The sequence below is a fragment of the Maribacter litoralis genome, assembly GCF_003075045.1.
In the GTDB taxonomy this organism is placed as follows: Bacteria; Bacteroidota; Bacteroidia; order Flavobacteriales; family Flavobacteriaceae; genus Maribacter; species Maribacter litoralis.
In genome coordinates this window covers 552,310-577,528 of record NZ_QCZD01000001.1, presented here as the reverse complement: position 1 = coordinate 577,528, position 25,219 = coordinate 552,310, and the positions used below count along the sequence as shown (strand labels likewise).

The following is a 25,219-nucleotide window of genomic DNA, read 5'->3' as shown; positions in this document are numbered from 1 at the left end:
TAATTTTATAAAATGGAATTAAAGGTACCACCGGTTTTAGTGTTTTTGTGTTTTGGATTAATGATGTATCTATTGGCAGAATTCTTGCCGATCGGATATTTCGATTTTTATGGTAGAATGTTACTGGCAAAAATTTTGGTTGGTGCGGGTATTATAATAGTGATGTTGGCTTTGATCCAATTTAAAATGGTGAAAACCACTGTAGACCCTACAAAACCAGATAAAGCTTCAAATTTAGTAGTTGGCGGCATTTATAAATTTTCAAGAAATCCGATGTATTTGGCTATGCTGTTATTGCTATTGGCTTTGGGTATTTTTTTAGGAAATGCATTCAATACATTGGTTGCTGCTGGCTTTGTGGCATATATGAATCGGTTTCAGATTATACCTGAGGAGCAAATTCTCTTGAATAAATTTGGGCGTACCTTCAAAGATTATTGTATATTAACAAGGCGTTGGTTTTAAGGGAGTTGTTAATTATTTGCATTAATGAATTACCTAATAATCACAATTATTAACTAATTAGCTTATAATTTAATATATTAGCATTTTAACTAATAACAATGATAGCTATTATCACGGGCGATATTATTAATTCTGAAAATCATCCAAGTTCTCAGTGGATTGATTTGTTGAAGAATTACTTTAGCCAATTTGGCGAATCGCCAATGAATTGGGAGATTTATCGTGGAGACGAGTTTCAGTTAAAGGTTACTGAAAAAAATGCGCTATTTACCGCAATACGTATAAAGGCAATGCTTAAAACTATCAAAGGGTTAGATGTAAGAATGGGTATAGGTATTGGGTTGGAAACATATATAGGCACAGGGGTTACAGAATCTAACGGACCTGCATACCAAAGATCAGGACGCAATTTTGAAACCCTTAAGGAAAGTAAAGTAAACCTAAGTATAGCTACAGGTGAAGCAAAAAATGATAGAACATTGAATTTAATGCTACGTTTAGCTTTAGACTTTATGGATGACTGGAGTGTGGTTTCGGCAGAAATTGTCACTCTGGTACTAGATAATCCGCATTCATCCCAAAAGGAGATAGCCCAAAAATTAGGAATTAAACAATCGGCTGTAAGCCAAAGGTTAAAAAGAGCAAGATTAGATTTGGTTTTAGAAGTCTTGGCATATTACAAAGAATTAATTACCGCAAAATAAATATGTTGATTTTCATAAAACTACTACTGGCTCATTTGGTCGGAGACTTTATTTTACAACCCACACGATGGGTGCTTCACAAACAATCTAATAAAATAACATCTAAGTTTTTATACTTGCATGTGCTTTTGCATTTTGTACTCTATATGCTGTTGTTGTGGAATTTGTCACTTTGGAAAATAGCAGTAACGGTAGCGGTACTACATTATGTTATCGATTTACTGAAATTATATACTAACGACATGTTCAAGAATAAAAGCATTCCCTTTTTTATTGACCAAGCATTACATATTCTAGTAATTTATTGCTGTGCTTTTTACACAGATTTATATTCACATACCTTAGCTCTTTTTGAAAATTTAGATTGGTATTTGATTACGGCGATTGTATTTGTAACATATCCTGCCTCAATAATAATGGGTAAGATTTTAGAGGGGATGTCAAATCAAATAGAAACCGATCATAAATCATTGCCAAATGCCGGTAAATATATTGGAATTATAGAAAGATTGTTTGTATTGATATTTATAGTTATTGGCAGGTGGGAAGTTATAGGTCTGCTCATAGCGGCAAAGTCCGTATTTAGGTTCAATGATTTAAAGGAGCGTAATAATAGAAAACTAACCGAATACATTTTAATAGGAACATTGGTGAGTTTTGGAATGGCAATTTTAGCGGGACTCTTGTATATTTCTTAAACAAAGTAGATGTTCAAAAAGCAATTTTTATGCTGTTTTCTAATGATGATTTTTTTACAGAAAGCAGCAGCACAAATAAACATTTTCAAATCTTTTGATGGGGTACAAATAGCTTACACAGATGAAGGTATTGGTGCACCGGTTTTATTATTGCATGGCTTTTTAAACTCCAGGAAATCTTGGGATAAAACAGCCTTAAAGAAAGATTTGATTGATGCCGGCTACCGAGTGGTAATTCCCGATTTGCGGGGCAATGGAGATTCAGATCATCCTAAAAATGAAGAAGCATATAAAAATGGGGCAGAGGTTAAGGATATTATGAGTTTAATTACTCACCTAAACATTGAAAACTATAAGGCGGTAGGTTATTCTCGTGGAAGTATTGTTCTTGCTAAATTATTGACACAAGACAATAGAATAGAGAAAGCGGTTTTAGGCGGAATGGGAATAGATTTTACGAATCCGAATTGGGATAGAAAAATAATGTTCGCTAAAGCTTTTAACGGTGAGGTAAATGAAATGACCAAAGAAGCGGTAAATTATGCAAAATCTATAAATGCAGATCTACGCTCTCTTTATTTACAACAAAAATATCAGCCAGTTACCACTGTTAAAGAACTGAATAGTGTAGAGATAGAGGTGTTGGTAATTTGCGGTACTGAAGATGTTGACAACGGAAACGCAAAAGAGTTAAAAGATAGCTTTATTCATGGTAAATTGGTTAAAGTTCCTGGTGGACATAATGGAACCTACAAGACAACGGCTTTTTCAAATTCTGTAGTTCAATTTTTAGAATAAAAGAAGCCATTTTGTTAATTTGCATCATAACCTAACCTTTTTGTTTTATTTACAAGATATCGCATATCAGGATAAATTAAATTTTTACTTTTGCTTCTTATTTTTATAACCAAAAATTCCTATCTAACCAAAAGAAAATGATGGTAGAAGTAAGTAGAAAATATGTTTTTGATTTTGATAGTACATTAACTAGGGTAGAAGCTTTAGATGTACTAGCAGAAATGACTCTAGAAGGAAGATCGAACAAAGAGGAGGTTATTCAAGAAATTCAAAAAATCACCAATTTAGGTATTGACGGTGATATTTCTTTTACCGAATCTTTAGAACGTCGCATTAAATTGTTACATGCCAAAAAAGAGGACTTAGATGGGTTGGTAGAGAATCTTAGAAATAAAATTTCAAAATCTATTGCCGCCAATAAGGAATTTTTTGAGAAGTATGCAGATGATATCTATGTGATATCTTGTGGTTTTAAAGAGTTTATAGACCCTATTGTAAAAGAATACAATATACCTTCGGAGCGTGTGTATGCCAACACGTTTAAATTTGATGAAGAAGGTAATATCATCGGTTTCGATGAAGAAAATGTGCTGTCTCAGCATAATGGTAAAATTGATTGCCTAAAACAGATGAATTTGGACGGTGAAGTTCAAGTTATTGGAGACGGTTACAGTGATTATGTAATGCGCGAAGCAGGTATAGCAGATAAGTTTTTTGCTTACACCGAAAACGTGCATAGAGAAAAAGCCGCTAACAATGCGGATTATGTTACACCCAGTTTAGATGAATTTTTATTTGTGAACAAGTTGCCAAGAAATATTTCGTATCCAAAGAATAGGATCAAGGTCCTTTTATTAGAAAATGTGCACACCGCTGCATTCGATAATTTATCAGAAGACGGTTTCTCCGTTGAGCTGATCAAACATAGCTTACCAGAAGAAGAGCTCATAGAAAAGATCAAGGGCGTTCACGTACTTGGTATTCGGTCTAAAACTCAGGTAACAAAAGCTGTTTTAGATGCTGCGGACAAATTATTGGTTGTAGGTGCCTTTTGTATAGGTACAACGCAAATAGATTTAGAAACGGCCAAGAAAAAGGGAATTGTAGCCTTTAACGCTCCGTATAGTAATACAAGATCTGTGGTAGAATTGGCCATAGGTGAGATTATTATGTTAATGAGAAGTGTTTTTGACCGTAGTAGGGAAATTCATGAGGGACAATGGCAAAAAACAGCTGCCGGTTCTCGCGAGGTTCGTGGTAAAAACTTAGGTATTGTTGGTTACGGTAATATTGGTAAGCAATTATCGGTTTTGGCCGAGGCTATGGGTATGCGAGTATATTACTATGATGTAGATGATAAATTAGCGTTAGGTAATGCTGTAAAATGCAATACTTTAGAAGATTTGTTAAGTGTGTCGGATGTAGTTACGTTGCATATAGATGATAATAAAGCCAATAAAAATTTCATAGGTGAGCGTGAGCTTAACCAAATGAAAAAAGGCGCAATGTTGATTAACCTTTCTCGTGGATTTGTTGTTGATATTGATGCCTTGGCAGAAAGCTTAAAATCTGGACAAGTAGGTGGTGCGGCAATTGACGTATACCCAGATGAGCCAAGAAGTAATGGTGAGTTTAAAACAAAATTGCAAGGTTTTCCAAATGTAATTCTAACTCCTCATGTTGGTGGTAGTACAGAGGAAGCTCAAAGGGATATTGCAGACTTTGTTCCAAATAAAATTATGGATTATATCAACTCTGGTAATACTGTAGATGCTGTAAACTTCCCGAACATTCGATTGCCGAAACAGAATAAATCGCATAGGTTCTTGCACATACATAAAAATGTGCCTGGTATTATGGCGAAGATCAATAAGGTGTTGGCTCAGTATGAATTGAATATTAACAGTCAGTACCTATCTACCGATAACGAGGTAGGTTATGTGATAACCGATTTGGATAGGGAATATAATAAAGAGGTGATAAAAGAATTAAAGAAAGTAGAGAATACAATTAAATTTAGAGTTCTTTACTAGTAAAGTATTTTGACTTTCGCTAATTGCGAATCAGTTGATAATTTATTATAAAGGTGTTAGCTATTTAGTTTACACCTTTTTTGTGCGCATTTTTTTAAATATCGATTACAACATTTTTAATATTATTCGGTTATGGTTATGATGCATTTTCAACTTGTAGGAAATATCTTTAATCATGATAAAAAAGATTTTATCGAAAATTAAATTACCTAAGGGGTTTAACAACTATTACCTTTTGGTAATAACCGTAATTGTATTGACAATATTGATACAGTCAATTATACAGTACTCTCTTTCCAGACAAAGACAAGACTCTCTCAGAATCAATGAAGCAGGGCGACAACGAATGCTATCACAAGCGATTATGAAACACGTCTACGAGTGTAAGTATGGAACTTGTGATTATGGTAAGCTTCGATTGGCAATGAATAAGCTATCTAATGCAAATATTGCATTGCAGAAAGGTAATGAAGCTACAGGTATTCCTGTTTTGGATAATGAGGAAATACAGGAGAACTTTAATAAAATGCAGCCGCACCTAGAGTATATGTTGGCCACATTAGATGATTTTAATAATATTGGGTCTGTAGATATGGAAAAGCTATCTGCAGAAACGGATAAGTTTCTGGTTTTGATGGATACCATTGTGGGGCAATTTCAAAAAGCATCAGAAGAAGATATAAAAACTTTAATGATCATTGAATTGGAGTTGGCGGTATTTTCTCTATTAATTTTAATTTTTGAAATTTTTTACTTCATTAACCCATCAATTAAAAAGATGTCAATTCAGAATCAAAAGTTGAAAGAAATTAATTGGCATCAAACCCATGCATTTCAATCACACATGAAGAATATTAAAAATTATAATCATGTGCTGAAAATTGAAAAGAACACAGCTCATAAAGAAGAGCTTATCTCATTTTTAATGGAAGAACTTACAGATTTGGAAGGTGTTTCCGATAACATGGTAAAATCCCTAGAAAAACAGGCGTAAATCAAAATATACGGGTAGTTACCGGTGATGGTATGGTTCATTTTTCAGAATGGTAAAGGCTCTGTAGATCTGCTCGGTAATAAATAGACGTACCATTTGATGTGAGAATGTCATTTTTGATAAGCTTATTTTTCCTGAGGATTTTAGGTAAATCTCATTACTAAAGCCATAAGGACCACCAATTAAAAATACCAATCTCTTAATACCAGAATTCATTTTTTTCTGCAAATATTGAGAAAACTCTACAGAACTAAATTGCTTGCCTTTTTCATCAAATAGAACCAATACATCTGTAGGTGTTAGTTTTTTTAGAATAAGCTCACCTTCTTTTTCCTTTTGTTGCTCTTCAGACAAGTTTTTGGTTTTCTTGAGGTCGGGTATGATTTCTATTTCAAAATTGACATAATGCTGTAATCGCTTTTCATAAACATCAATAAGCTGTTGTAATTGGCCGCTATCGGTTTTGCCTATGGCTAAAAGTTTTATAGTCATACGCCAAAAGTAAATCAATTTCGCAAATGGATTTGTAAATTAGCATAACAATAGCGTATAAATATATGATTTCAGAAGACCAGTTTAAAGAAGAAATAAAATTAATCATTGCAAATGCCATTAGGGAAGATGTAGGTGATGGTGATCATAGTTCCTTAGCTTGTATTCCAGATAGTGCAACTGGCAAGGCAAAGTTGTTGGTAAAAGATGAGGGTATTATTGCCGGAGTGGATTTTGCCGAGCTTGTTTTTTATTTTGTTGATCCCGACTTAAAAATAGACGTATTGATTAAAGATGGGTCTCCAGTAAATCATGGCGATATCGTTTTTTATATAGAGGGTAGTTCACAAAGCATATTAAAAGCAGAACGTTTGGTGCTCAATGCCATGCAAAGAATGAGCGCTATTGCCACAAAGACCAATATGTTCGTTAACCTTTTGAAAGGAACAGGAACTAAGATTTTAGATACTAGAAAAACTACCCCGGGTATACGTGCTCTTGAAAAATGGGCTGTGAAAATTGGTGGTGGCGAAAATCATAGGTTTGCACTTTATGATATGATCATGCTAAAAGATAATCATATTGATTTTGCTGGCGGTATTACAAAAGCAATAGATAAGACCAAAAATTACTTGAAAGAAACTGGTCGTGATTTAAAGATCATTGTGGAAGCAAGAGATTTAGATGAGATTAAAGAGATATTAAAATCAGATGGCGTATATCGCATATTAATAGATAATTTCAATTATGAAGATACGCGAAAAGCGGTCGAGTTAATTGGAGATACTTGTTTAACGGAGTCATCTGGAGGTATAAATGAAAAGACCATAAGGGAATATGCAGAATGTGGGGTGGATTATATTTCTTCGGGGGCGTTAACACATTCGGTTTATAACTTAGATTTGAGCTTAAAAGCAGTGTAGATGTCTTTAGAGGTCGAAGAAAAGCTAGAGAAAATACCAATTGTAAATTGGGTGGTCAGGTTTTTAAAACAAATCAGGTTGCCTGGTTTTGAAGGACTTTCTATTTACGATCTTTTAGAAATGTACGTACTTGGGGTATTGAGGGGAACACTTTCTACAAGAGCTAGCGCTATCGCCTTCAGTCTATTTATGGCCTTGTTTCCTTTGATTATTTTCATGGTAACCTTGGTGCCGTTTTTAGTGTCGTATATTAGTATTGAACATGGAGATTTTGACGTTCAATTCCAGCTTTTTTTAGAATCTTTTCTGCCAAGTGCAACAGGCGATTATTTTGGAGAAGTTTTTACACAAATTAAAGACCAAAAGCGTGGCGGACTCTTATCTTCTGCATTCTTACTGTCTATTTTTTTGATAGCAAATGGCGTAAATTCAATTTTTGGTGGGTTTGAAACATCGTATCATATAGAACTTACCCGACATTTCTTTCGTCAATACCTATATGCTTTAATGGTCGGGTTGATATTGGCAATTCTAATAATCGTTGGTTTTGTAGCATATATTTATTTTGAATTCTATGTGCTTGGTTATTTATCTGAGTTTGCAGCGAAACAAGGCAACTATATTTTAGGTGAAGATGAAGTAGTGGGTATACAGATTGCGAAAGTGTTATTCTTTATTATTCTATCATATTTTACAACGGCTATTCTATATTATTTTGGCACACGCGAAGGTAAGCAAGCAAAATTTTTCTCTGTAGGCGCGTTTATGACGACTATTTTATTTTTAATTACGTCATATCTTTTTGGTATTTATGTTGAAAAATTTGCCCGATACAATGAATTATATGGAGCCTTAGGAGGATTATTGATATTAATGGTTTACATCTGGTTAAATTCTAATATATTGCTACTTGGGTTCGAGCTGAATGCGTCCCTTAACACTTTACGTAAAATCACAAAAAAAGAATGATAGAAAAAACTGTACAATTAAGTATTCTCTTTACATTATTTATTTCAATGAGCATTTCGGCTCAATCTGTTTTTGGAAAATGGAAAACAATAGATGATCGTACCGGTAAACCAAAAGGACTTATAGAAATTTATGAAAAGGATGGATTAATGTATGGTAAGGTATTGGAGATTTTAGAAGAGGGAAAGGAAGGGAAGTTGTGCGAGAAATGTGATGGAGAATTAAAGGATAAACCTGTAAAGGGTATGGAAATCATTACTGCAGGAGAAAAAAATAACGATGGTGAATGGAAAGGAAAAAGATTGTTTGATCCAGAACAGGCAATGACGTTTCGTTTTAAAATATGGCTAAACCCTGAAAACTCTAATGAGTTAAAAGTACGTGGGTATTTAGCGTTTATTTATAGAACCCAAACATGGTTACGGGTGGAAGGATAGCTATGGCAAACTTTGTTAATGTAATATTGCCAATACCTTTAGAGCGCAGTTTTACTTATAGTATTACTGCTGAAGAGGCAAAGGTACTTCAGCCTGGCATGCGTGTGGCTGTACCATTTGGAAAATCTAAAATATATACCGCAATTGTTTATAATGTTCATCAAAACCCTCCTGAAGCCTACGAGGCAAAGGAGATTCATGAACTGCTAGATGATTACCCCATTGTAAACCCAACTCAGCTTAAGCATTGGCAATGGATAGCTTCTTACTATATGTGTACCTTGGGCGAAGTTGTGCGCAGTGCTTTGCCAGGTGCATTTCTTTTGGAAAGTGAAACCCTAGTATTAAGAAATACGGCATATGAAATTGATGAAAACGAACTGTTAGATGACGAGTTTTTGGTTTATGAAGCACTTCAGCATCAGTCTATATTAAAAGTTCAAGAAGTCTCCGCAATCGTAGAGCGTAAAAATGTATTGCCCATTTTACAACGTTTGCTCGATAAAAACATTATAGTACTTAAAGAAGAGGTTTATGAACAGTATAAGCCAAAATTGGTCAGGTATGTTAAATTAGGAAACGAACATGCATCCGACGAAAAACTAGAAGAACTTTTAAAATCATTGACAAGGGCTCCAAAACAAAGTCAGGTAGTGTTATCGCTATTTCAATTGCAGGGTAAAACTCAAAAACCTATTAAGGTTTCTGAACTTGAACAAGCTAGTAATGCTTCTAAGGCAGTAATAAAGTCATTAGTAGATAAGGGAATTTTAGAAGAGTACTTCATAAAGACCGATCGTGTTAACTATGACGGAGAAAATGATAGTTCAGATTCCAAAGATTTAAATGAATATCAAGAAGTTGCTTTAGCTGATATAAAATCTTCTTTTGAAGCTGACAAGGTTACCTTGTTAAAAGGTGTAACATCATCTGGTAAAACTGAAGTTTATGTAAAATTGATCGAAGAGTGTTTGCAAAAGGGTCAGCAAGCTTTGTATTTATTGCCGGAAATTGCGTTAACTACCCAACTTATTAGTAGACTTCAAGAATATTTTGGTGAGAAAATAGCCATATACCATTCTAAATACAATGTACAGGAAAGAGTGGAGGTTTGGCAAAATGTGTTACAAGCCAAACCTAAAGCACAGCTTGTAATTGGAGCTAGATCTGCAATGTATCTTCCTTTTAACAAACTGGGTCTTATTATTGTTGATGAAGAGCACGAAAGTTCGTTTAAGCAATTTGATCCTGCTCCGCGATATCATGCAAGGGATGCAGCCATAGTTTTGGGTCATCTTCATAATGCAAAAATATTATTGGGCTCCGCTACTCCCAGTGTTGAAAGTTATTACAACACACAAACCGGTAAATATGGTTATGCAGAGATAACTAGGCGATATGGTAATGTACTAATGCCAGATATGGAATTGGTAGATATTAAAGAGGCGCAAAGAAAAAGAAAGATGAAGGGGCATTTTTCTGAACGACTTTTTCTTGAAATGGAAGAAACTCTCAAAGAAGGTTCGCAAATCATACTTTTTCAGAATCGAAGAGGGTTTGCTCCATTGATGGAGTGTTTAACCTGTGGTCATTCCCCTCAATGCCCAAATTGCGATGTAAGCCTAACTTATCACCAATACAGAAATCAGTTGCGTTGCCATTATTGCGGGCATCATACCGCATTGCCAGAAAGTTGTTTTGCTTGTGGAAGTCCAGAGTTGGATACCAAAGGCTTTGGTACCGAACAAATAGAAAAAGAGGTTAAAGAACTTTTTTCGCAGGCTAAGGTTGGTAGAATGGATTTAGATACCACACGTGGTAAGCATGGTTATGAAAAAATTATAACTGCTTTTGAACAGCAAGAATTAGATATATTGGTGGGCACTCAAATGCTTACAAAAGGCTTGGATTTTAGAAATGTGAATTTAGTTGGGGTAATGAATGCTGACAGCCTTTTAAACTTCCCCGATTATAGGGCGCATGAAAGAACCTACCAATTGCTGACCCAGGTATCGGGTAGGGCAGGGCGTACTAAGAAAAGAGGGAAGGTTTTAATACAGACCTATAACCCATATCATCAGATTCTAAAGCAAGTGACTACTGGTGATTATGAAGGTATGTATAAAGAACAGTTGTATGAGCGTGAGCAATTTAAGTACCCACCAATAAATAGAATAATAAAGGTAACTTTTAAACATAAAAATTATAATGTGCTTAATGAAGCGGCAGATTGGTTTACGGGAGCACTGCGAACCAATTTTGGAGGTACGGTATTAGGACCAGAATACCCACCCGTGGCAAGAATTCGAAATCAATACTTAAAGCATATAGTGGTTAAGGTGCAAAAAGCACAATCTTTGGCACAGACAAAGGCAAATATTAGAAGAATAGAGAAATCGTTTAAGTCCGTAGCGATGTATAGAAGTGTTAGGGTAATATATAATGTAGATCATATGTAAAAAAAGACCGCTGATCAGCGGTCTTTTTTTGAGAGTAAAATTATGTCATATATTATACGTTACTAAGCGCTTCGGCAAGTTCTGTTTTCTTATTTCTACTTAACGGAATGGATCTACCGCTAACTTCAACATTTTTACTGTTGAATTTTTCAACCTTTTCAAGGTTAATGATGTATGATTTGTGAATTCTTAAAAATTTGTCTTCCGGTAATTGCTTTTCAAAAGACTTCATTGTTGATAAGATTACAATATTAGCTTCGTCCGTTACTAATTTAATATAGTCACCAAGAGCTTCGATCCACTTAATGTCATTTAAAATAACCTTTCTTTTCTTAAGGTTGCTCTTTACAAAAATATGCTCTTCGTCTTCATTGACTCTATGCATTTGTTCGTAATTGGCAACGGCTCTTTTTACAGAGGCATCAAAACGTGCCATTGTAATCGGTTTATGTAAATAATCCGTTACGTCGTAATCAAAAGCTTTAAGTGCATAATCAGGTTTACCGGTAATCAAAATTACCTGAGGACTGTTTTCTAGTGACTCGAGTAGGTCGAATCCTGTGATAATTGGCATTTCAACATCAAGAAATATAAGATCTATCTCATGGTTCTTGATTCCATTTTTAGCTTCGATAGCATTACTATATTCTGCTACCATAGTTAAATTTGGATGATTGTTTACCAACTTGGCAACGGCCATCCTTTGCATAGATGAGTCGTCAACGATGATACTTCTTAACTTCATAAGGGTTGATTTGTGGGGTTAAATCATCGACAAAGAACCGAAAAAACATGCTGAACTGCAACAAAAGATGTGAACAATGCGCTGTTGATCGTGTAATTGGTAATGATGATATATTTAAGATTTGGTTTAATTTTTAAATGTTTATACCATTCAATAACGAAGAATATTCGCATTTCTTATATTTATTTTAAAAAAATATCTATTTTTGCACTCCTTAAAAACAAATATAATATGAACCATTACGAAACTGTTTTCATTTTGAATCCCGTTCTATCTGATGTTCAGATAGAGGAAACAGTTAAGAAATTCGAAGATTTCTTAATTAACAATGGCGCCAAAATGGTAGCTAAAGAGAATTGGGGGCTAAAGAAATTAGCGTATCCTATCCAAAACAAAAAAAGTGGCTTTTACCACTTGTTTGAATTCACTAGCGATGGTGAGGTGGTAGCACCTTACGAGCAGGAATTTAGAAGAGATGAACGTGTTATGCGTTTCTTGACCGTTAAATTGGACAAGCACGCAATTGCATGGGCAGAAAAAAGAAGAACAAGAAACAAAACCGCTAAAGCTTAAGTATTATGGCAACATTACAACAACAGGCAAAAGGAAAAAAAGATGGAGAGATCAGGTATCTAACTCCATTGAACATTGAGACCAACACTAAGAAAAAGTATTGTCGTTTTAAAAAATCTGGTATTAAATACGTAGATTATAAAGATGCTGATTTTTTATTGAAGTTGGTAAACGAGCAAGGTAAATTGTTACCTAGAAGACTTACAGGAACTTCATTGAAGTATCAAAGAAAAGTGGCACAAGCCGTAAAGAGAGCTCGTCATTTGGCATTAATGCCATATGTTGCTGATTTATTAAAATAATAAGACAAAGAATCATGGAGCTTATATTAAAAGAAGACGTACAAAATTTAGGTTTTAAAGACGACGTAGTAAATGTTAAGAACGGTTATGGAAGAAACTTCCTTATACCTCAAGGCTTAGCTACTATGGCTACGGTTTCAGCTAAAAAAGTTTTAGCTGAGAATTTAAAGCAAAGAGCACATAAAGAAAAGAAAGTTGTTGATGCCGCTAAGAAAACAGAAGAGGCATTAAAAGCTTTAGAATTGAAAATTACCGCTAAGACAGGTGCTGCCGATAAGTTATTCGGTTCTGTTACAAATGGTGATTTGGCTAGTGCTCTTGAAAAAGAAGGTCACGCAATTGACAAGAAATATATTAGCATACAAGGTGGTGCTGTTAAAAGAACCGGTCCTTACAATGCTCAAATCAGATTACATCGTGAGGTAATCGTTGATTTCGGTTTCGAAGTTGTTGCCGAGCAGAAATAATTAACTCTCAAAGTTAATAACTTTAAAGAGCTATGCGTGCATAGCTCTTTTTTTTTGGTATTTTTGTTAAAGAACTCATAAATAACTCTAAACCAAAAATTCCATGAAAAACAACTTGTTTTTTCAATTGATGTTGTTGCTTTTTGTTAGCGCAACTTATGGTCAGGTTACCACCTCTAATATTAGAGGTTTGGTAATGGATGATCAAGATCAACCGTTATTTGGCGCTAATATTGTCGCTATTCACACCCCAACGGGCACAAAATACGGGTCAATTACCAATGAAGATGGTAGATTCAACCTATTAAACCTTCGCGTTGGCGGTCCTTACACGGTTGAAATTTCTTATGTAGGTTTTAAACCTTATTTACTTACAGACGTAGATTTATCATTAGGTCAAACATTTAATGTAGATGTTAAATTGGCTAGTGAAAGTCAAGCGTTGGATGAGGTTACCGTTGTTTCTGATCGATCAGGTACTTTTAGTAGTGATCGTACAGGTGCGGAAACAAGTGTAGGTAGAAGAGAATTAACTCGTTTACCAACAATTTCTCGTTCAGCACAAGATTTTACACGTTTAGAGCCAACTGCGAGCGGAAACTCGTTTGGTGGTAGAAACGATCAATTTAATAATTTCTCTTTGGATGGTGCTATTTTTAACAACCCGTTCGGATTGGATGCTGCTACACCAGGTGGTCAAACAGACTCACAACCAATTTCTTTAGATGCAATTGAGCAAATTCAAGTATCTACGGCACCATATGATGTTACTCAGTCTGGTTTTACAGGAGCTTCTGTAAATGCTGTAACTAAAAGTGGTACTAATGAATTTCATGGTACTGTTTACGGATTTTTCAGAAATGAGGATATGACAGGTGGTAAAATTAAAGGAGACGATATCGTTAAGCCTAAATTAGACCAAAGTCAATACGGAGTAAGTATTGGAGGTCCAATTGTAAAGAACAAATTATTCTTTTTTGCCAACTTTGAAAGAGATGAGCGTACAGATTTAGGTACTAACGGATGGGTGCCAAATACAGGTTCTGGTGCAATTAACGAATCTAGAGTACTGGAAAGTGACTTAATTAATGTACAAAATCAATTATTAGCGGTGGGGTATGATCCCGGTGCTTACGAAGGTTTTACACATGATGCTGAATCTACTAAAGGTCTTTTTAAATTAGATTGGAATATTAATGATAACAACCGTTTGGCTGTTATTTATAACTTTTTGAAATCTTCAAAAGAGAAACCTGCACACCCAACGGCAATACAATTTAGAGGTCCTAATGCAAACACATTACAGTTTCAGAATTCAGGATATGAAATAAATAATGACCTAAAGTCTATTCAAGTTGAATTGAACTCGACCTTATCGGAAACGGCTTCGAACAAGTTACAAGTAGGATATACACATTTTGACGATTATAGAAATCCGTTTTCTACTCCGGCACCTTCTATAAGCATTACAAAAGATGGTTCTAATTATATAATCGCTGGGCACGAGCCTTTTTCGGCACATAATAGATTAGATCAAAAAGTACTGCAGATTACCAATAACTTAAATTTTTATAAGGGAGATCATACGTATACAGTTGGTTTTTCTTTGGAGAAATTTATGTTCGATAATTCATTTAACCTAACCGCTTATGGTTTTGATTTATTTGGTGGTGTAGATATTGCAGATTTTGATGCAACTACCTATGATTTTGCTGGTCCACAAGCAACATTTAATGCAAATAATGCTGTGCCAGATGGTGAAGGTTGGGCATTGGCAGAAACTAATGTGGGTCAATTGGCATTTTATGTTCAAGATGAATGGAATGTAAATGAGAAATTCAAATTAACATATGGTGTTCGTTTTGATAAGCCTTTGTTCTTTGATTCTGCAGAGAAAGCACAAGATGTTATTGATAGAGGTTTTGTTATAGCTGATCAGCCATACCAAGATCCTAATACAGGGGAAACCGTATTTATAGATAACACACAAATGCCCTCTAACGATTGGTTGATATCTCCAAGAGTAGGTTTTAACTATGATGTTTATGATGATAAATCATTACAACTACGTGGTGGTTCTGGTCTGTTTACCGGTCGTTTCCCATTTGTATGGTTAGGAAACCAAATTTCTTCTCCGGATGTATTTTTCTTGCAAGCAGTTGATCCAGATTATAAATTTCCACAAGTATGGAGAACTAATTTAGGCGCAGATAAAAGATTGGATAATGGTTTAGTTCTTACAGCAGACGTTTCGTATACAAAGGATATAAACGGTCCTCATGTACAACACTGGGGCCTAACATCTCCGTCTGACAATTTAGTGGGTGTTGATAGTAGACCTAGATATACTTTAGATAATCAATTGAATAGTTTTGGGGTAACTGCAGGTCCTTTTGTATTTACAAACTCTAATAAAGGAAGAATTTGGAATGCATCTTTAAAAGCTCAGAAAAACTTTAGTAATGGTTTATATACTATGTTGGCGTATAGTTATTTAGATGCTAAAGATGTGAATTCAATTGAAGCAGAGATTACATCAGATGCTTTTGCAGGTAATCCAATTATCAATGATGCAAATGCAGATGTACTAGCGCCATCAAAATATGGAGATAAACATAGATTCATTGGTGTAGCTAGTAAAAACTGGCAATACGGTAAATGGGCTACTACACTTTCTACGTTCTTTGAATATGCTCAAGGTGGTAGATTCAACTATACCTATGGTGGTGATATTAATGGTGATGGATCAGTACTTAATGACCTTATTTATGTACCAACATCTGCTGAAATTGGTCAAATGCAATTTTCAGGTGCTGGTCAAGGAACAGCTTTTGATGCGTATATTGCTCAAGACGATTATTTAAGTGGTCGTAGAGGTCAATATGCGGAGCGTTACGGAGCTTTAGCGCCATGGAGAGGTCGTTGGGACGTTAAGTTCTTACAAGATTATAAAATCACTGTATCTGAAGGTAAAACCAATACCATTCAATTTAGTGTAGATGTACTGAATATTGGTAATTTGATTAGTTCTGATTGGGGTCTAGTACAACAGCCTAACGCAGTACAACCTATTGGTGTGTCTGTAGATACGGAAACAAACGTACCTACATATACGTTTAGTCCAGATTTAACAGAAACTTTTGGGTATGATGCTAGTTTATTATCTAGATGGCAAGCACAAGTAGGATTGAGATATATCTTCTAAGTTTTTAAAATTAAGTTGTAAAAGCCCTAACAAATATGTTAGGGCTTTTTATTTTTGCAAAATGAAATATACGAGGCTAACAAAAGAGCAATTAGAGGAATTACATCCAGAATTTATCAATTTTCTAGCGACGCAATCAATAACGGGCGATGAATGGGAAGATATTAAAAAGAACAAGCCCAAAGTAGCAGAAGAAGAATTAGATGTTTTTAGCGATTTAGTATGGGAAGGTGTTTTGGCCAAGGTTTCCTATTTGGAGAATATTTCCAATAATCAAATGCATCTATTTCATTTGACCGAAAAAGAAATGAAATTGATTTCTGTAAAGGTAATGAACCCCGAAATTGATTTGACTACCACTGTTGGTTTTGACTGGTTCAAAAGAAACTGGCAGTCAGATTTTGTAGAGTATTTAACCGCTGCTAAAGCATATACAGACGACAAAAATGTAGATAAGTTTTTGTTGATTCAACAAGGGGCGGTAATCACCAAAGGAGAATTATACCAATGGTTCGAGAAAGTAATCGTTACCTCTTAAAATTATATAAATCTAATATTCATACTGCGTAATTGTAACCTTATTTTTAGTAAGGTTATATTTGTGATACAATTATAAAATTAATGGCACAGAAACCATCTATACCTAAAGGCACCAGAGATTTCAATCCATCTGAAATAGCTAAGCGTAATTACATTTTTGATATTATCAAAAAGAACTTTCAAACTTATGGTTTTCAACCCATTGAAACACCTTCTTTTGAGAATTCAGATACGTTATTGGGTAAATATGGAGAAGAAGGTGATCGATTGATTTTTAAGATATTAAATTCCGGGGATTTTATACGTAAGGTTGATGATGCGACCTATGCAGATAAAAACTCCGCTACCATAGCACCTAGAATTACTGAAAAGGCATTACGTTACGATTTAACTGTACCGTTTGCCCGTTATGTGGTTATGCATCAAAATGATATAGATTTTCCATTTAAACGTTATCAAATTCAACCGGTATGGAGAGCTGATAGACCTCAAAAAGGAAGGTTTAGAGAATTTTTTCAATGTGATGCCGATGTAGTGGGGTCAGATTCCTTATTACAAGAGGTAGAATTGATTCAGTTGTATGATGCCGTATTTTCCGAATTAAAATTGGAAGGGGCTACCATTAAAATGAACAATAGAAAAATACTGGCAGGTATAGCTGAAGTTATTGGAGCTAAGGATTTACTGATAGATTTTACCGTTGCTTTAGACAAGCTTGATAAAATAGGGGAGGACGGCGTTAAAAAAGAAATGCTTGCAAAAGGGATTTCTGAGGAAGCAATAGAAAAAGCATCTCCTTTGTTTTTACCTCAAGGTAGCAATGAAGAGCAATTACAGCGTTTAGATGCCTTATTGAAAAATTCTGAAGAAGGTAGAAAAGGTTTGGAAGAACTTCGTTTTATTTTAGAAACGATAGCTGTTTTAGGCTTGCAATCCGCTAATTTATCTATAGATGTTACTCTTGCACGCGGGCTTAATTATTACACAGGAGCTATTTTTGAGGTTGCAGCGCCAGAAGGTGTGAAAATGGGATCTATAGGTGGTGGCGGTCGCTATGATGACCTAACCGGTATTTTTGGATTAAAGAACGTAAGCGGAGTAGGTATATCATTTGGTCTAGATCGTATTTATTTGGTTTTAGAAGATTTAGGGCTCTTCCCAGAGGCAATTGACCAATCTTTACAAGTATTATGCGTTAATTTTGGTGATAAGGAGGCTATGGCTGCTTTGAAACTGGTAAGTCAATTGCGAAAATCGGGTGTTAAAGCCGATATCTACCCTTCTAGTGCCAAGATGCAAAAGCAAATGAAATATGCTAATAATCGTAATGTACCGTATGTGGTTTTAATTGGGGAACAAGAGTTGGATGAGAATTCATTCGTTGTAAAAAACATGAAAGAAGGGACACAAGAAAAGTATAGTTTAAACAAAGTTCTAGACTTTGTAAATTACTTGAGCTAACTACTTTAAAATCAGATAAAATTTTACTGAGTCATTTTTGATTATATTTGGTTAACCAATCTGGTTGTGCAATTTTATATTGTACAATTGATATAGGCTTAAATCAAAATTAAATCAAGTTTTATAATTACAATATCATGATGAACAGTAACAAATTATCTGGAAAAAATATACTCATAACAGCCGGTGCTCAAGGAATTGGAGAAGCAATTACCAAACATTTTATTGATAGCGGTGCCAATGTTGCTATTCATTATTTTTCTAGTGCAGATACTGCAAATGAATTGGTAAAGTACGCGACCGATAAGGGTTTAAAAGCAATTGCAATATCTGGGGATTTGACCATGGAAGAAGATGCAAATACCTTAGTTGAAAAAACGGTTGAAGCTTTAGGCGGTCTAAATATTCTTATAAATAATGCCGGGTCTTTAGTGGCTAGAAAGTTACTAAGCGAAATGGAAACAGAATTTTGGCACAAGGTGATGGATATTAACATGACTTCAATGATGTTCGTTACACGAGCAGCAGCACCATATTTGGCAAAGAATGAAAATAGTAGCATTGTCAACTTGGCATCTTTAGCTGGGCGTAAAGGAGGTCACCCTGGATCATTGGTGTATTCTACCAGTAAAGGAGCTATTTTAACCTATACAAGGGCACTTGCATCAGAATTAGGACCACAGGGAACAAGAGTTAATGCAGTTGCACCAGGACTTATCTTAGGTACCTCATTTCACAATACACATACCACTAAAGAATCTGCAGCAGAAACTACAAAAGGTATTCCTATTCAAAGAGCCGGTAATGCAGATGATGTTGCCAGAGCTGTATTATATTTAGCCTCTGAATATGATGGCTTTATTACTGGAGCTACTCTTGATATTAATGGAGGGGTTTATAATATGTAAACATTATGTACTATTAATGTAGTCTTTTCATGATTTCTGTGCATATGGTATTGTAATAAGCTGTTTCATGAGGTACGTAATTGTATTTCAAAACCTCTGTAACCTCATTTTTGAACTGATCAATGGAAATTAATTTTAAGGATTCTACTTCACTTTCTTGTTTTTGAAGAGCGTGAAGAGGAATTATTAATTCAGCAATAAAAGTATGATGGTATTCGCAATCTATAAGAGTATCTGAATGTTTGTGTTCAGATTTATAAATTCCTATTTTCTGTAATGCTTCCGGTTGAATAAAAAGTCCTATTTCCTCTTCGATTTCCCGTACTGCAGAAATCTTTATATTTTCACCTGCCCCAATATGCCCTGCAACGGAGACATCCCATTGTAAGGGGAATACATCTTTATTTTTGGAACGCTGCTGAAGTAGTATTTTACCATCCAAGGTGTAGAACCATACATGTACTGTCTGGTGATACCATCCATTTTTATGTGCTTCACTTTTCATGGCAGTTCTGTTGGTAAGATTGCCATCAGCATCTAAAATATCAATTAGTTCATCCATAGAATAAAAAAAATCCCTCCATGTATTTGGAGGGATAATATCAGCTTATTCGAAATAATTAAACGTTTCGCCTTCTTTTATTGTAAGCAAGGTTTCGTAGATCAAACGAATTACATTTTCAACATCGTCTTTATGAACCGTTTCTACCGTAGTATGCATGTAACGTAACGGTAAAGAAATCAAAGCAGAGGCAACACCGCCATTACTGTAAGCAAAAGCATCTGTATCTGTACCCGTAGATCTAGATGCAGCCATTCGTTGAAATGGAATATTTTTCTTTTCTGCAGTTTCAATAATACGTTCACGTAATTTATTCTGTACCGCTGGGGCATAGGAGATTACAGGTCCTGCGCCAATTTCAGTGTGCCCTTGTACCTCTTTCTTAATCATTGGGGTTGTCGTATCATGACAAACATCTGTAACTATAGCAACGTTTGGCTTTATAGTTTGTGTAATCATTTCCGCACCGCGTAATCCAATCTCTTCTTGTACAGAGTTGGTTATATAAAGTCCAAAAGGTAATTCTACTTTATTCTCATGTAGTAGACGTGCAACTTCGGCAATCATAAAACCACCAGCTCTGTTGTCAATAGCTCTACAAACGTATTTGTCTTTGTTGAGAATTTGAAATTCGTCTGGGTAGGTTATTACACAACCTACATGTACTCCAAGTTTTTCAACTTCCTCTTTGGTTGTGGCACCAACATCAACGGTAATATTCTCAATTTTTGGAGTTTCTTCTTTATCTCCTTTTCGTGTATGAATAGCTGGCCAGCCAAAAATACCTTTAACTATGCCATTTTTTGTATGGATATTTACCCATTTAGAAGGAGCAATTAAGTGGTCGCTTCCTCCATTTCTTATAACATGGATAAGTCCGTTGTCCGTAATATAATTAACGTACCAAGAGATTTCATCAGAATGTCCTTCAATTACAACTTTATATTTTGCATCAGGATTTATAACTCCGACAGCAGTACCGTAAGTATCTGTGATGAAGGTATCTACGTAAGGTTTTAGGTAGTCCATCCATATCTTTTGCCCTTCCCACTCATATCCTGTAGGAGCGGCATTGTTCAAGTATTTTTCAAAAAAGTCTTCAGACTTTTTGGTAATTATTTTTTTCTCAGCCATCAATGTTAATTTAAGATACAAACTTAAGAATATTAGCGTTGTATTAATAATAACCTTCTTTAATATTCGTTAATTTTGGCAGGACTTTTGTTAAGCCTATGGTAATGAAATATAACTTTTTACTACTTTATTTACTGGTCTTCGGTGTTTTCATTTGTTCAGCTCAGGTTGAAGAACAAAAACTTGATTCTGTTGCGGAAAAAATGATTATTGTTTCGGGTGATTCATTGCTGCAAAGCTCTATAGCGTTAGAGGAAGCCTATGTATTCGGTAAATTAAAGTTTTCGTCTTATGATGAAAAATTGAGGTATTATATTTTACGTAGAAAAACCCAAAAGGTATATCCGTATGCAAAAATGGCAGCGGAACGGTTAGTAGAGCTAAACGATAGTTTGGCAAATATGAAGAACAAGCGCAAACGTAAAAAGTATACCAAAAAAGTACAGAAATTTATTGAAGAGGAGTTTTCTGAGGAGTTGAAAAAATTGACCAGAACAGAGGGGCAAATTTTGGTTAAACTTATATACAGGCAAACCGGTACAACTGCCTTTGATTTGGTCAAGGACTTAAGAAACGGATGGCGAGCATTTTGGTATAATACAACAGCTAAATTATTTAATATAAGTATCAAGGAAGAGTTTCATCCAGATTTGGTAGAAGAAGATTACTTGATAGAAGATATTCTGCAACGTGCATTCTCTAAAGGAAAGTTAGAACGCCAAGAAACCGTTTTAGACTATGATTATGATAAGTTGTATAATAAATGGAAGAAAACTACCAAAGTGCCAAAAGACTAAGTCTACTTAGATTTTACACCAAATAATGCATTCATAATTGTCATAATACCTCTAAATCCCATATATACGGCATAGGCTGCTAGAATCAGACCTAAAATACAAACCGGCCAATACATGGGGTGATCTTCGTTTTTAAACGCTTGCCAAAGTATAATTGGAGCGGTAAACATCAGTACAACGGTTAATGCCAGTCTTTTTAATCCTTTTACAAGTAAATCTTTATCAGTTCTCCTCATTGTTCGTAATTGTAATGCTATCAGTATATTCTTCTACAATGGCAAAATAACCTAGGGCGAAATTATCTGAACGCTCAACATTGTCGACAATTTCGTCGTTATCTATACCGGTTATATTTATGATGTTTCCGCGAACAGTTGCAGCAGGTGTTTGAAATGGACCTTGGTCGCCACCCGACTGTACAATAATCTGATTCATGTAATTGTAGAACTGTTCGTCGGCACCTAGTAAACTTATGTTAACTACAGAACTTGTATTTATGGCTAAATCATTGTCGTAAAAGTACGAGAATATAAAGGTTTGTCCTTGATAAAACTCATCTTCTGTTACCAAAAACTCTCCGAAATCTAAGTCCAACACATAAAAATCATCGCTATCGGCCCGGTCGGTAAATGATACTATAACTTCTGTTTCATCGCCTGAAAAAAGCGTTTCATCGCCTTGCTCTAAAGAATCTATAGGTACAGATTTCACATAAGTGGTTGTGGCAAAATACTGTTCTTCCCTAGTCTGTATAATCAATTGAAATACGTCACCTTCATCAATACTGCTTACTCTAATTCTTTGATCTGCATCAAAGTTAGGGTCTGGAACCCATTTACCGCTGCCAGGTTCCAATTCTGCTAAATTCGATACTCCGCCACCTTCTAGTATTTCTGGGGCATCAGGGCTTGGTGTTCCATAATAAATAATGGCACTTTCTATCGTGGCAGTGGTATTCTCATCGAAAAAAGAGCTGCTTTCCGAAACTACAATTTCAATAGGTAGAAATTCTTGAGATTCGTCAACGCGTATTACACCATTGACAATCAGTCTTGTGTCGTTTTCGGGTAGTTCTACGTCGATAACATCTTCACATGAAATGAAAAGAACTATGCTTAATGTAATTAATATATAGCGTTTCATTGCTTATAGTTTAAAATTATAAGTAACGGCGGGTACTATGCCAAAAATGGAAGTCCTTACCGCTTCATTTACTCCTGTATCATCATTTTGTCTAAAACTAATAGAAGCCGCATTTCGTCTGTTATAGACATTATAAAGGCTAAAGACCCATTCTCCCTTTAGCTTTCTGTTTCTGTTCTTCTGAGGGTTTAATGTTGCTGAGAGGTCCAAGCGGTTATATGCAGGTAACCGCTGTGTGTTTCTTAACCCATAGTAGGGCACCGTTAAGTCTTGAAATTCAAATTGACCAATTGGGTAATTGGTAGGTTGCCCTGTTTGATAGGTGAAATTTCCACTAAAACTCCATTTATCATTTAAATCATAGCTTAAAAACATTGAAATGTCGTGGGTTTTATCATAAGGAGTGTTGTACCAATTTCCAAAATTAATTCCGGTTTCAATATTACTACGGCCATTATCGATAATTGAAGTTCTACCTGGGGTACGTTGTTCAGATTTAGATAAGGTGTATGCTAGCCAACCTTGAAGCTTACCTTCGTTTTTTCGTAATAGAATTTCCAGACCGTAGGCACGCGCTTCGCCATTTAAAATTACTTGCTCAATGGCATCATTGGCAATTAGATTGGCACCGTCTATATAATCTATTCTATTTTGAACATCTTTATAGAAAATTTCAGTTTCAAAAGAAAAATCACCGTCATTAATATTTTTAAAGTAACCAAAGGCATATTGATCCAGAAGCTGTGGTTTTGTAAATGGGCCACTTGGCGTCCATACATCTAAAGGAGTAGGGGAGCTGGTGTTTGAAAGGAGGTGTAAATACTGGGCTAACCTCGTATAGCTGGCTTTTATGGAACTTGTTTCATTTAATGTGTATGAAAACGATGCTCTAGGTTCAAAATTACTAAAATGAGCGAGTGTAGTGCCTCTGCCAGGAGTAATGACATCGATAGGTTCTGCTTCTTGGTAAATTAGTAATAATGGATCAAAATAAACCGGGTTATTATTGGTGTATACGTTCAATTCATCTTGACCTAATCGCATAAAATGACTAAAACGTAAACCGTAACCTACACTTAAGTTATCACTTAATTTATGTTCAAAATCAACATAAGCGGCAAACTCATTCGCATATTTTTCGGTTAATTGGTCTTCAATTATTCCCGATTCGCTATTACTTGGTTCTATTTTACCGGGATTAAATTGGTAATATACGTTGTTAATGCCGTAGTTGACCTGTAGTTTGTCTGTGGCGTAATGTTTAAGATCGTATTTAATATTAAAATTCTGAATTCCCGAATTCCAATTAAATCCAACGAAATCAAGCTTTAATCCGTAGTAATAGTCCGAATATATTAAAGATAAGTTTGAGAATAACTTATCGGAGAAAAGATGGTTCCATCTAAAATTACCGACGGCATTACCATAGGTGTTTACAAAACTATCATTAATACCAAACACATCACGGCCAAAATACCCAGAAAGGAATATGTTGTTTTTTTCGTTTAATCTATAGTTCAACTTGGTGTTCAGGTCGTAGAAATAGGCGGTGTTGTCTACATCAAATAGAGGTAAAAAAAGATGGGCATATGAAGCTCTGCCACCAATTAAAAAGGCAGCCTTGTCTTTTTTAATCGGTCCCTCTATTAATAACCTACTGGCAACGGCGCCAATACCACCGTTCATTTTAAACTCTTTGCTATTACCTTCTTTTTGAAATATATCTAATACCGATGACACTCTACCACCATAACGTGCAGGTATACCACCTTTATAGAGTTTTACATCTTTTATGGCATCGGGATTAAAAACAGAAAAGAATCCGAATAAGTGTGATGAATTAAAGATGATAGCTTCATCTAAAAGAATAAGATTTTGATCGGCAGCACCACCCCGAACATTAAAACCCGATGCGCCTTCACCCGCATTTGTAACACCAGGAAGTAGTAGTATTGATTTAATTACGTCAGCTTCACCTAAAATTACGGGTATTTTTTTTATGGTACCCACAGATAGTGTATTTACACTCATTTGTGGTTTTCTGATATCCATCTTTTCCACATTTTCCGTAACCACTACTTCTTCTAATTGTTCCGCTTCTTCATTAAGTGAAAAATCTATTCGTTTATTTTCGGTTAGCGTAATTTTCTGTATGATATTTTCAAAACCCAAGTAACTGATGAGTACGGTATAGGTACCCTCAGGAAGTGTAATCGAATAAAAGCCGTACTCATTAGTGGTGACCCCGGTATTTAATTCTGGTATGGCAACAGTAACACCTATTAGGGTTTCATTACTGCTTGATTCCGATATAGAACCACTTAAGGTATGTTTTTGTTGTCCCCATGATGAGATTGAGAAGCAAAACAATGAGATAAGAATAAACGGTAAATATCCCTTCATCAATTTT

25 protein-coding genes are annotated in these 25,219 nt (G+C 35.2%); 18 read left to right on the top strand and 7 right to left on the bottom strand.

The genetic code is table 11. The annotated features are described in order from the left end of the window. Positions 1-12 precede the first annotated feature (12 nt). From DCS95_RS02785 to DCS95_RS02760, 6 genes are all read left to right on the top strand, one after another. The gene (locus DCS95_RS02785; RefSeq protein ID WP_116769305.1) at positions 13-465 is read left to right on the top strand and encodes a methyltransferase family protein; all 453 of its coding nucleotides are present in this window, start codon (positions 13-15) and stop codon (positions 463-465) included. A gap of 98 nt (positions 466-563) precedes the next feature. Continuing rightward, a complete protein-coding gene (locus DCS95_RS02780) occupies positions 564-1,169 on the top strand; it encodes a SatD family protein (protein ID WP_116769304.1) in 606 nt (201 codons plus the stop codon). Positions 1,170-1,171: 2 nt separating this feature from the next. Then, positions 1,172-1,867, top strand: coding sequence for a DUF3307 domain-containing protein (locus tag DCS95_RS02775; protein WP_116769303.1), 696 nt, complete (start codon positions 1,172-1,174; stop codon positions 1,865-1,867). Between the two features lie 9 nt (positions 1,868-1,876). Further along, complete coding sequence (locus DCS95_RS02770; protein ID WP_116769302.1) at positions 1,877-2,665, top strand: alpha/beta fold hydrolase; 789 nt, start codon at positions 1,877-1,879, stop codon at positions 2,663-2,665. Positions 2,666-2,805: 140 nt separating this feature from the next. Further along, positions 2,806-4,698, top strand: coding sequence for a phosphoglycerate dehydrogenase (gene serA / locus DCS95_RS02765; protein WP_116770130.1), 1,893 nt, complete (start codon positions 2,806-2,808; stop codon positions 4,696-4,698). A gap of 175 nt (positions 4,699-4,873) precedes the next feature. Further along, positions 4,874-5,692: a type IV pili methyl-accepting chemotaxis transducer N-terminal domain-containing protein gene (locus tag DCS95_RS02760; RefSeq protein WP_116769301.1), complete on the top strand. Its 819-nt coding sequence runs from the start codon at positions 4,874-4,876 to the stop codon at positions 5,690-5,692. Positions 5,693-5,710: 18 nt separating this feature from the next. Here DCS95_RS02760 and rlmH read toward each other — a convergent pair whose 3' ends face one another. Then, on the bottom strand, positions 5,711-6,184 hold the full coding sequence (gene rlmH, locus DCS95_RS02755; RefSeq protein ID WP_116769300.1) for a 23S rRNA (pseudouridine(1915)-N(3))-methyltransferase RlmH: 474 nt from the start codon (positions 6,182-6,184) through the stop codon (positions 5,711-5,713). A gap of 65 nt (positions 6,185-6,249) precedes the next feature. Here rlmH and nadC point away from each other — a divergent pair, with 65 nt between their 5' ends. From nadC to priA, 4 genes are read left to right on the top strand one after another with little or no spacing between them, the layout of a single operon-like run. Further along, positions 6,250-7,107, top strand: coding sequence for a carboxylating nicotinate-nucleotide diphosphorylase (gene nadC / locus DCS95_RS02750; RefSeq protein ID WP_116769299.1), 858 nt, complete (start codon positions 6,250-6,252; stop codon positions 7,105-7,107). Then, complete coding sequence (locus DCS95_RS02745) at positions 7,108-8,076, top strand: YihY/virulence factor BrkB family protein (protein ID WP_116769298.1); 969 nt, start codon at positions 7,108-7,110, stop codon at positions 8,074-8,076. Continuing rightward, a complete protein-coding gene (locus tag DCS95_RS02740; RefSeq protein ID WP_116769297.1) occupies positions 8,073-8,513 on the top strand; it encodes a DUF2147 domain-containing protein in 441 nt (146 codons plus the stop codon). The genes DCS95_RS02745 and DCS95_RS02740 overlap by 4 nt, the downstream gene beginning before the upstream one ends. 2 nt (positions 8,514-8,515) lie before the next feature. Continuing rightward, positions 8,516-10,972 (top strand): replication restart helicase PriA, encoded by a 2,457-nt coding sequence (gene priA, locus DCS95_RS02735; RefSeq protein ID WP_116769296.1) that lies wholly within the window; start codon positions 8,516-8,518, stop codon positions 10,970-10,972. Between the two features lie 52 nt (positions 10,973-11,024). Here priA and DCS95_RS02730 read toward each other — a convergent pair whose 3' ends face one another. Next, on the bottom strand, positions 11,025-11,717 hold the full coding sequence (locus DCS95_RS02730) for a LytR/AlgR family response regulator transcription factor (RefSeq protein WP_058103007.1): 693 nt from the start codon (positions 11,715-11,717) through the stop codon (positions 11,025-11,027). 231 nt (positions 11,718-11,948) lie between these two features. Between DCS95_RS02730 and rpsF the strand changes: the two genes are divergently transcribed. The 7 genes from rpsF to DCS95_RS02695 all read left to right on the top strand — a co-directional run bounded on the left by rpsF (position 11,949) and on the right by DCS95_RS02695 (position 19,173). Then, positions 11,949-12,290: a 30S ribosomal protein S6 gene (gene rpsF, locus DCS95_RS02725; RefSeq protein WP_116769295.1), complete on the top strand. Its 342-nt coding sequence runs from the start codon at positions 11,949-11,951 to the stop codon at positions 12,288-12,290. A gap of 5 nt (positions 12,291-12,295) precedes the next feature. Beyond that, the gene (rpsR, locus tag DCS95_RS02720) at positions 12,296-12,592 is read left to right on the top strand and encodes a 30S ribosomal protein S18 (protein ID WP_027067300.1); all 297 of its coding nucleotides are present in this window, start codon (positions 12,296-12,298) and stop codon (positions 12,590-12,592) included. Positions 12,593-12,606: 14 nt separating this feature from the next. Next, positions 12,607-13,059: a 50S ribosomal protein L9 gene (gene rplI / locus DCS95_RS02715; protein WP_116769294.1), complete on the top strand. Its 453-nt coding sequence runs from the start codon at positions 12,607-12,609 to the stop codon at positions 13,057-13,059. Between the two features lie 103 nt (positions 13,060-13,162). Then, positions 13,163-16,264 (top strand): TonB-dependent receptor, encoded by a 3,102-nt coding sequence (locus DCS95_RS02710; RefSeq protein ID WP_116769293.1) that lies wholly within the window; start codon positions 13,163-13,165, stop codon positions 16,262-16,264. Between the two features lie 61 nt (positions 16,265-16,325). Further along, on the top strand, positions 16,326-16,802 hold the full coding sequence (locus DCS95_RS02705; RefSeq protein ID WP_116769292.1) for a DUF6495 family protein: 477 nt from the start codon (positions 16,326-16,328) through the stop codon (positions 16,800-16,802). Between the two features lie 83 nt (positions 16,803-16,885). Next, entirely contained in the window at positions 16,886-18,265 is a 1,380-nt protein-coding gene (gene hisS, locus DCS95_RS02700) for a histidine--tRNA ligase (RefSeq protein ID WP_116769291.1), read from the top strand. Between the two features lie 137 nt (positions 18,266-18,402). Then, entirely contained in the window at positions 18,403-19,173 is a 771-nt protein-coding gene (locus DCS95_RS02695; RefSeq protein ID WP_116769290.1) for an SDR family NAD(P)-dependent oxidoreductase, read from the top strand. Between the two features lie 13 nt (positions 19,174-19,186). Here the strand turns inward: DCS95_RS02695 and DCS95_RS02690 are convergent, their stop codons facing one another. Both DCS95_RS02690 and DCS95_RS02685 read right to left on the bottom strand, forming a co-directional pair. Further along, positions 19,187-19,735 carry an NUDIX hydrolase gene (locus DCS95_RS02690; protein WP_116769289.1) on the bottom strand — a complete coding sequence of 183 codons (549 nt, stop codon included), beginning with the start codon at positions 19,733-19,735 and terminating at the stop codon, positions 19,187-19,189. A gap of 45 nt (positions 19,736-19,780) precedes the next feature. Further along, positions 19,781-20,869 (bottom strand): M42 family metallopeptidase, encoded by a 1,089-nt coding sequence (locus DCS95_RS02685; RefSeq protein WP_116769288.1) that lies wholly within the window; start codon positions 20,867-20,869, stop codon positions 19,781-19,783. 104 nt (positions 20,870-20,973) lie between these two features. Here DCS95_RS02685 and DCS95_RS02680 point away from each other — a divergent pair, with 104 nt between their 5' ends. After that, positions 20,974-21,666 carry a DUF4294 domain-containing protein gene (locus DCS95_RS02680; protein WP_116770129.1) on the top strand — a complete coding sequence of 231 codons (693 nt, stop codon included), beginning with the start codon at positions 20,974-20,976 and terminating at the stop codon, positions 21,664-21,666. Positions 21,667-21,668: 2 nt separating this feature from the next. Here DCS95_RS02680 and DCS95_RS02675 read toward each other — a convergent pair whose 3' ends face one another. From DCS95_RS02675 to DCS95_RS02665, 3 genes are read right to left on the bottom strand one after another with little or no spacing between them, the layout of a single operon-like run. After that, a complete protein-coding gene (locus tag DCS95_RS02675; RefSeq protein ID WP_116769287.1) occupies positions 21,669-21,902 on the bottom strand; it encodes a DUF6095 family protein in 234 nt (77 codons plus the stop codon). Next, entirely contained in the window at positions 21,889-22,809 is a 921-nt protein-coding gene (locus DCS95_RS02670) for a DUF4249 domain-containing protein (protein ID WP_116769286.1), read from the bottom strand. Before DCS95_RS02670 ends, DCS95_RS02675 begins: the two co-directional genes overlap by 14 nt. A gap of 3 nt (positions 22,810-22,812) precedes the next feature. Further along, a complete protein-coding gene (locus DCS95_RS02665; protein WP_116769285.1) occupies positions 22,813-25,212 on the bottom strand; it encodes a TonB-dependent receptor in 2,400 nt (799 codons plus the stop codon). Positions 25,213-25,219 lie beyond the last annotated feature (7 nt).

Excerpts from the sequence above, each read along its gene's own strand:
- DCS95_RS02760 (WP_116769301.1), top strand. The coding sequence starts at position 4,874 with ATGATAAAAAAGATTTTATCGAAAATTAAATTACCTAAGGGGTTTAAC.
- DCS95_RS02670 (WP_116769286.1), bottom strand. The coding sequence starts at position 22,809 with ATGAAACGCTATATATTAATTACATTAAGCATAGTTCTTTTCATTTCA.
- DCS95_RS02685 (WP_116769288.1), bottom strand. The coding sequence starts at position 20,869 with ATGGCTGAGAAAAAAATAATTACCAAAAAGTCTGAAGACTTTTTTGAA.
- DCS95_RS02775 (WP_116769303.1), top strand. The coding sequence starts at position 1,172 with ATGTTGATTTTCATAAAACTACTACTGGCTCATTTGGTCGGAGACTTT.
- DCS95_RS02690 (WP_116769289.1), bottom strand. The coding sequence starts at position 19,735 with ATGGATGAACTAATTGATATTTTAGATGCTGATGGCAATCTTACCAAC.
- DCS95_RS02665 (WP_116769285.1), bottom strand. The coding sequence starts at position 25,212 with ATGAAGGGATATTTACCGTTTATTCTTATCTCATTGTTTTGCTTCTCA.
- DCS95_RS02780 (WP_116769304.1), top strand. The coding sequence starts at position 564 with ATGATAGCTATTATCACGGGCGATATTATTAATTCTGAAAATCATCCA.
- DCS95_RS02675 (WP_116769287.1), bottom strand. The coding sequence starts at position 21,902 with ATGAGGAGAACTGATAAAGATTTACTTGTAAAAGGATTAAAAAGACTG.
- rpsF (WP_116769295.1), top strand. The coding sequence starts at position 11,949 with ATGAACCATTACGAAACTGTTTTCATTTTGAATCCCGTTCTATCTGAT.
- DCS95_RS02785 (WP_116769305.1), top strand. The coding sequence starts at position 13 with ATGGAATTAAAGGTACCACCGGTTTTAGTGTTTTTGTGTTTTGGATTA.
- DCS95_RS02770 (WP_116769302.1), top strand. The coding sequence starts at position 1,877 with ATGTTCAAAAAGCAATTTTTATGCTGTTTTCTAATGATGATTTTTTTA.
- nadC (WP_116769299.1), top strand. The coding sequence starts at position 6,250 with ATGATTTCAGAAGACCAGTTTAAAGAAGAAATAAAATTAATCATTGCA.
- DCS95_RS02740 (WP_116769297.1), top strand. The coding sequence starts at position 8,073 with ATGATAGAAAAAACTGTACAATTAAGTATTCTCTTTACATTATTTATT.
- DCS95_RS02705 (WP_116769292.1), top strand. The coding sequence starts at position 16,326 with ATGAAATATACGAGGCTAACAAAAGAGCAATTAGAGGAATTACATCCA.
- DCS95_RS02745 (WP_116769298.1), top strand. The coding sequence starts at position 7,108 with ATGTCTTTAGAGGTCGAAGAAAAGCTAGAGAAAATACCAATTGTAAAT.
- rlmH (WP_116769300.1), bottom strand. The coding sequence starts at position 6,184 with ATGACTATAAAACTTTTAGCCATAGGCAAAACCGATAGCGGCCAATTA.
- DCS95_RS02730 (WP_058103007.1), bottom strand. The coding sequence starts at position 11,717 with ATGAAGTTAAGAAGTATCATCGTTGACGACTCATCTATGCAAAGGATG.
- DCS95_RS02710 (WP_116769293.1), top strand. The coding sequence starts at position 13,163 with ATGAAAAACAACTTGTTTTTTCAATTGATGTTGTTGCTTTTTGTTAGC.
- priA (WP_116769296.1), top strand. The coding sequence starts at position 8,516 with ATGGCAAACTTTGTTAATGTAATATTGCCAATACCTTTAGAGCGCAGT.
- DCS95_RS02695 (WP_116769290.1), top strand. The coding sequence starts at position 18,403 with ATGATGAACAGTAACAAATTATCTGGAAAAAATATACTCATAACAGCC.
- hisS (WP_116769291.1), top strand. The coding sequence starts at position 16,886 with ATGGCACAGAAACCATCTATACCTAAAGGCACCAGAGATTTCAATCCA.
- DCS95_RS02680 (WP_116770129.1), top strand. The coding sequence starts at position 20,974 with ATGAAATATAACTTTTTACTACTTTATTTACTGGTCTTCGGTGTTTTC.
- rpsR (WP_027067300.1), top strand. The coding sequence starts at position 12,296 with ATGGCAACATTACAACAACAGGCAAAAGGAAAAAAAGATGGAGAGATC.
- serA (WP_116770130.1), top strand. The coding sequence starts at position 2,806 with ATGGTAGAAGTAAGTAGAAAATATGTTTTTGATTTTGATAGTACATTA.
- rplI (WP_116769294.1), top strand. The coding sequence starts at position 12,607 with ATGGAGCTTATATTAAAAGAAGACGTACAAAATTTAGGTTTTAAAGAC.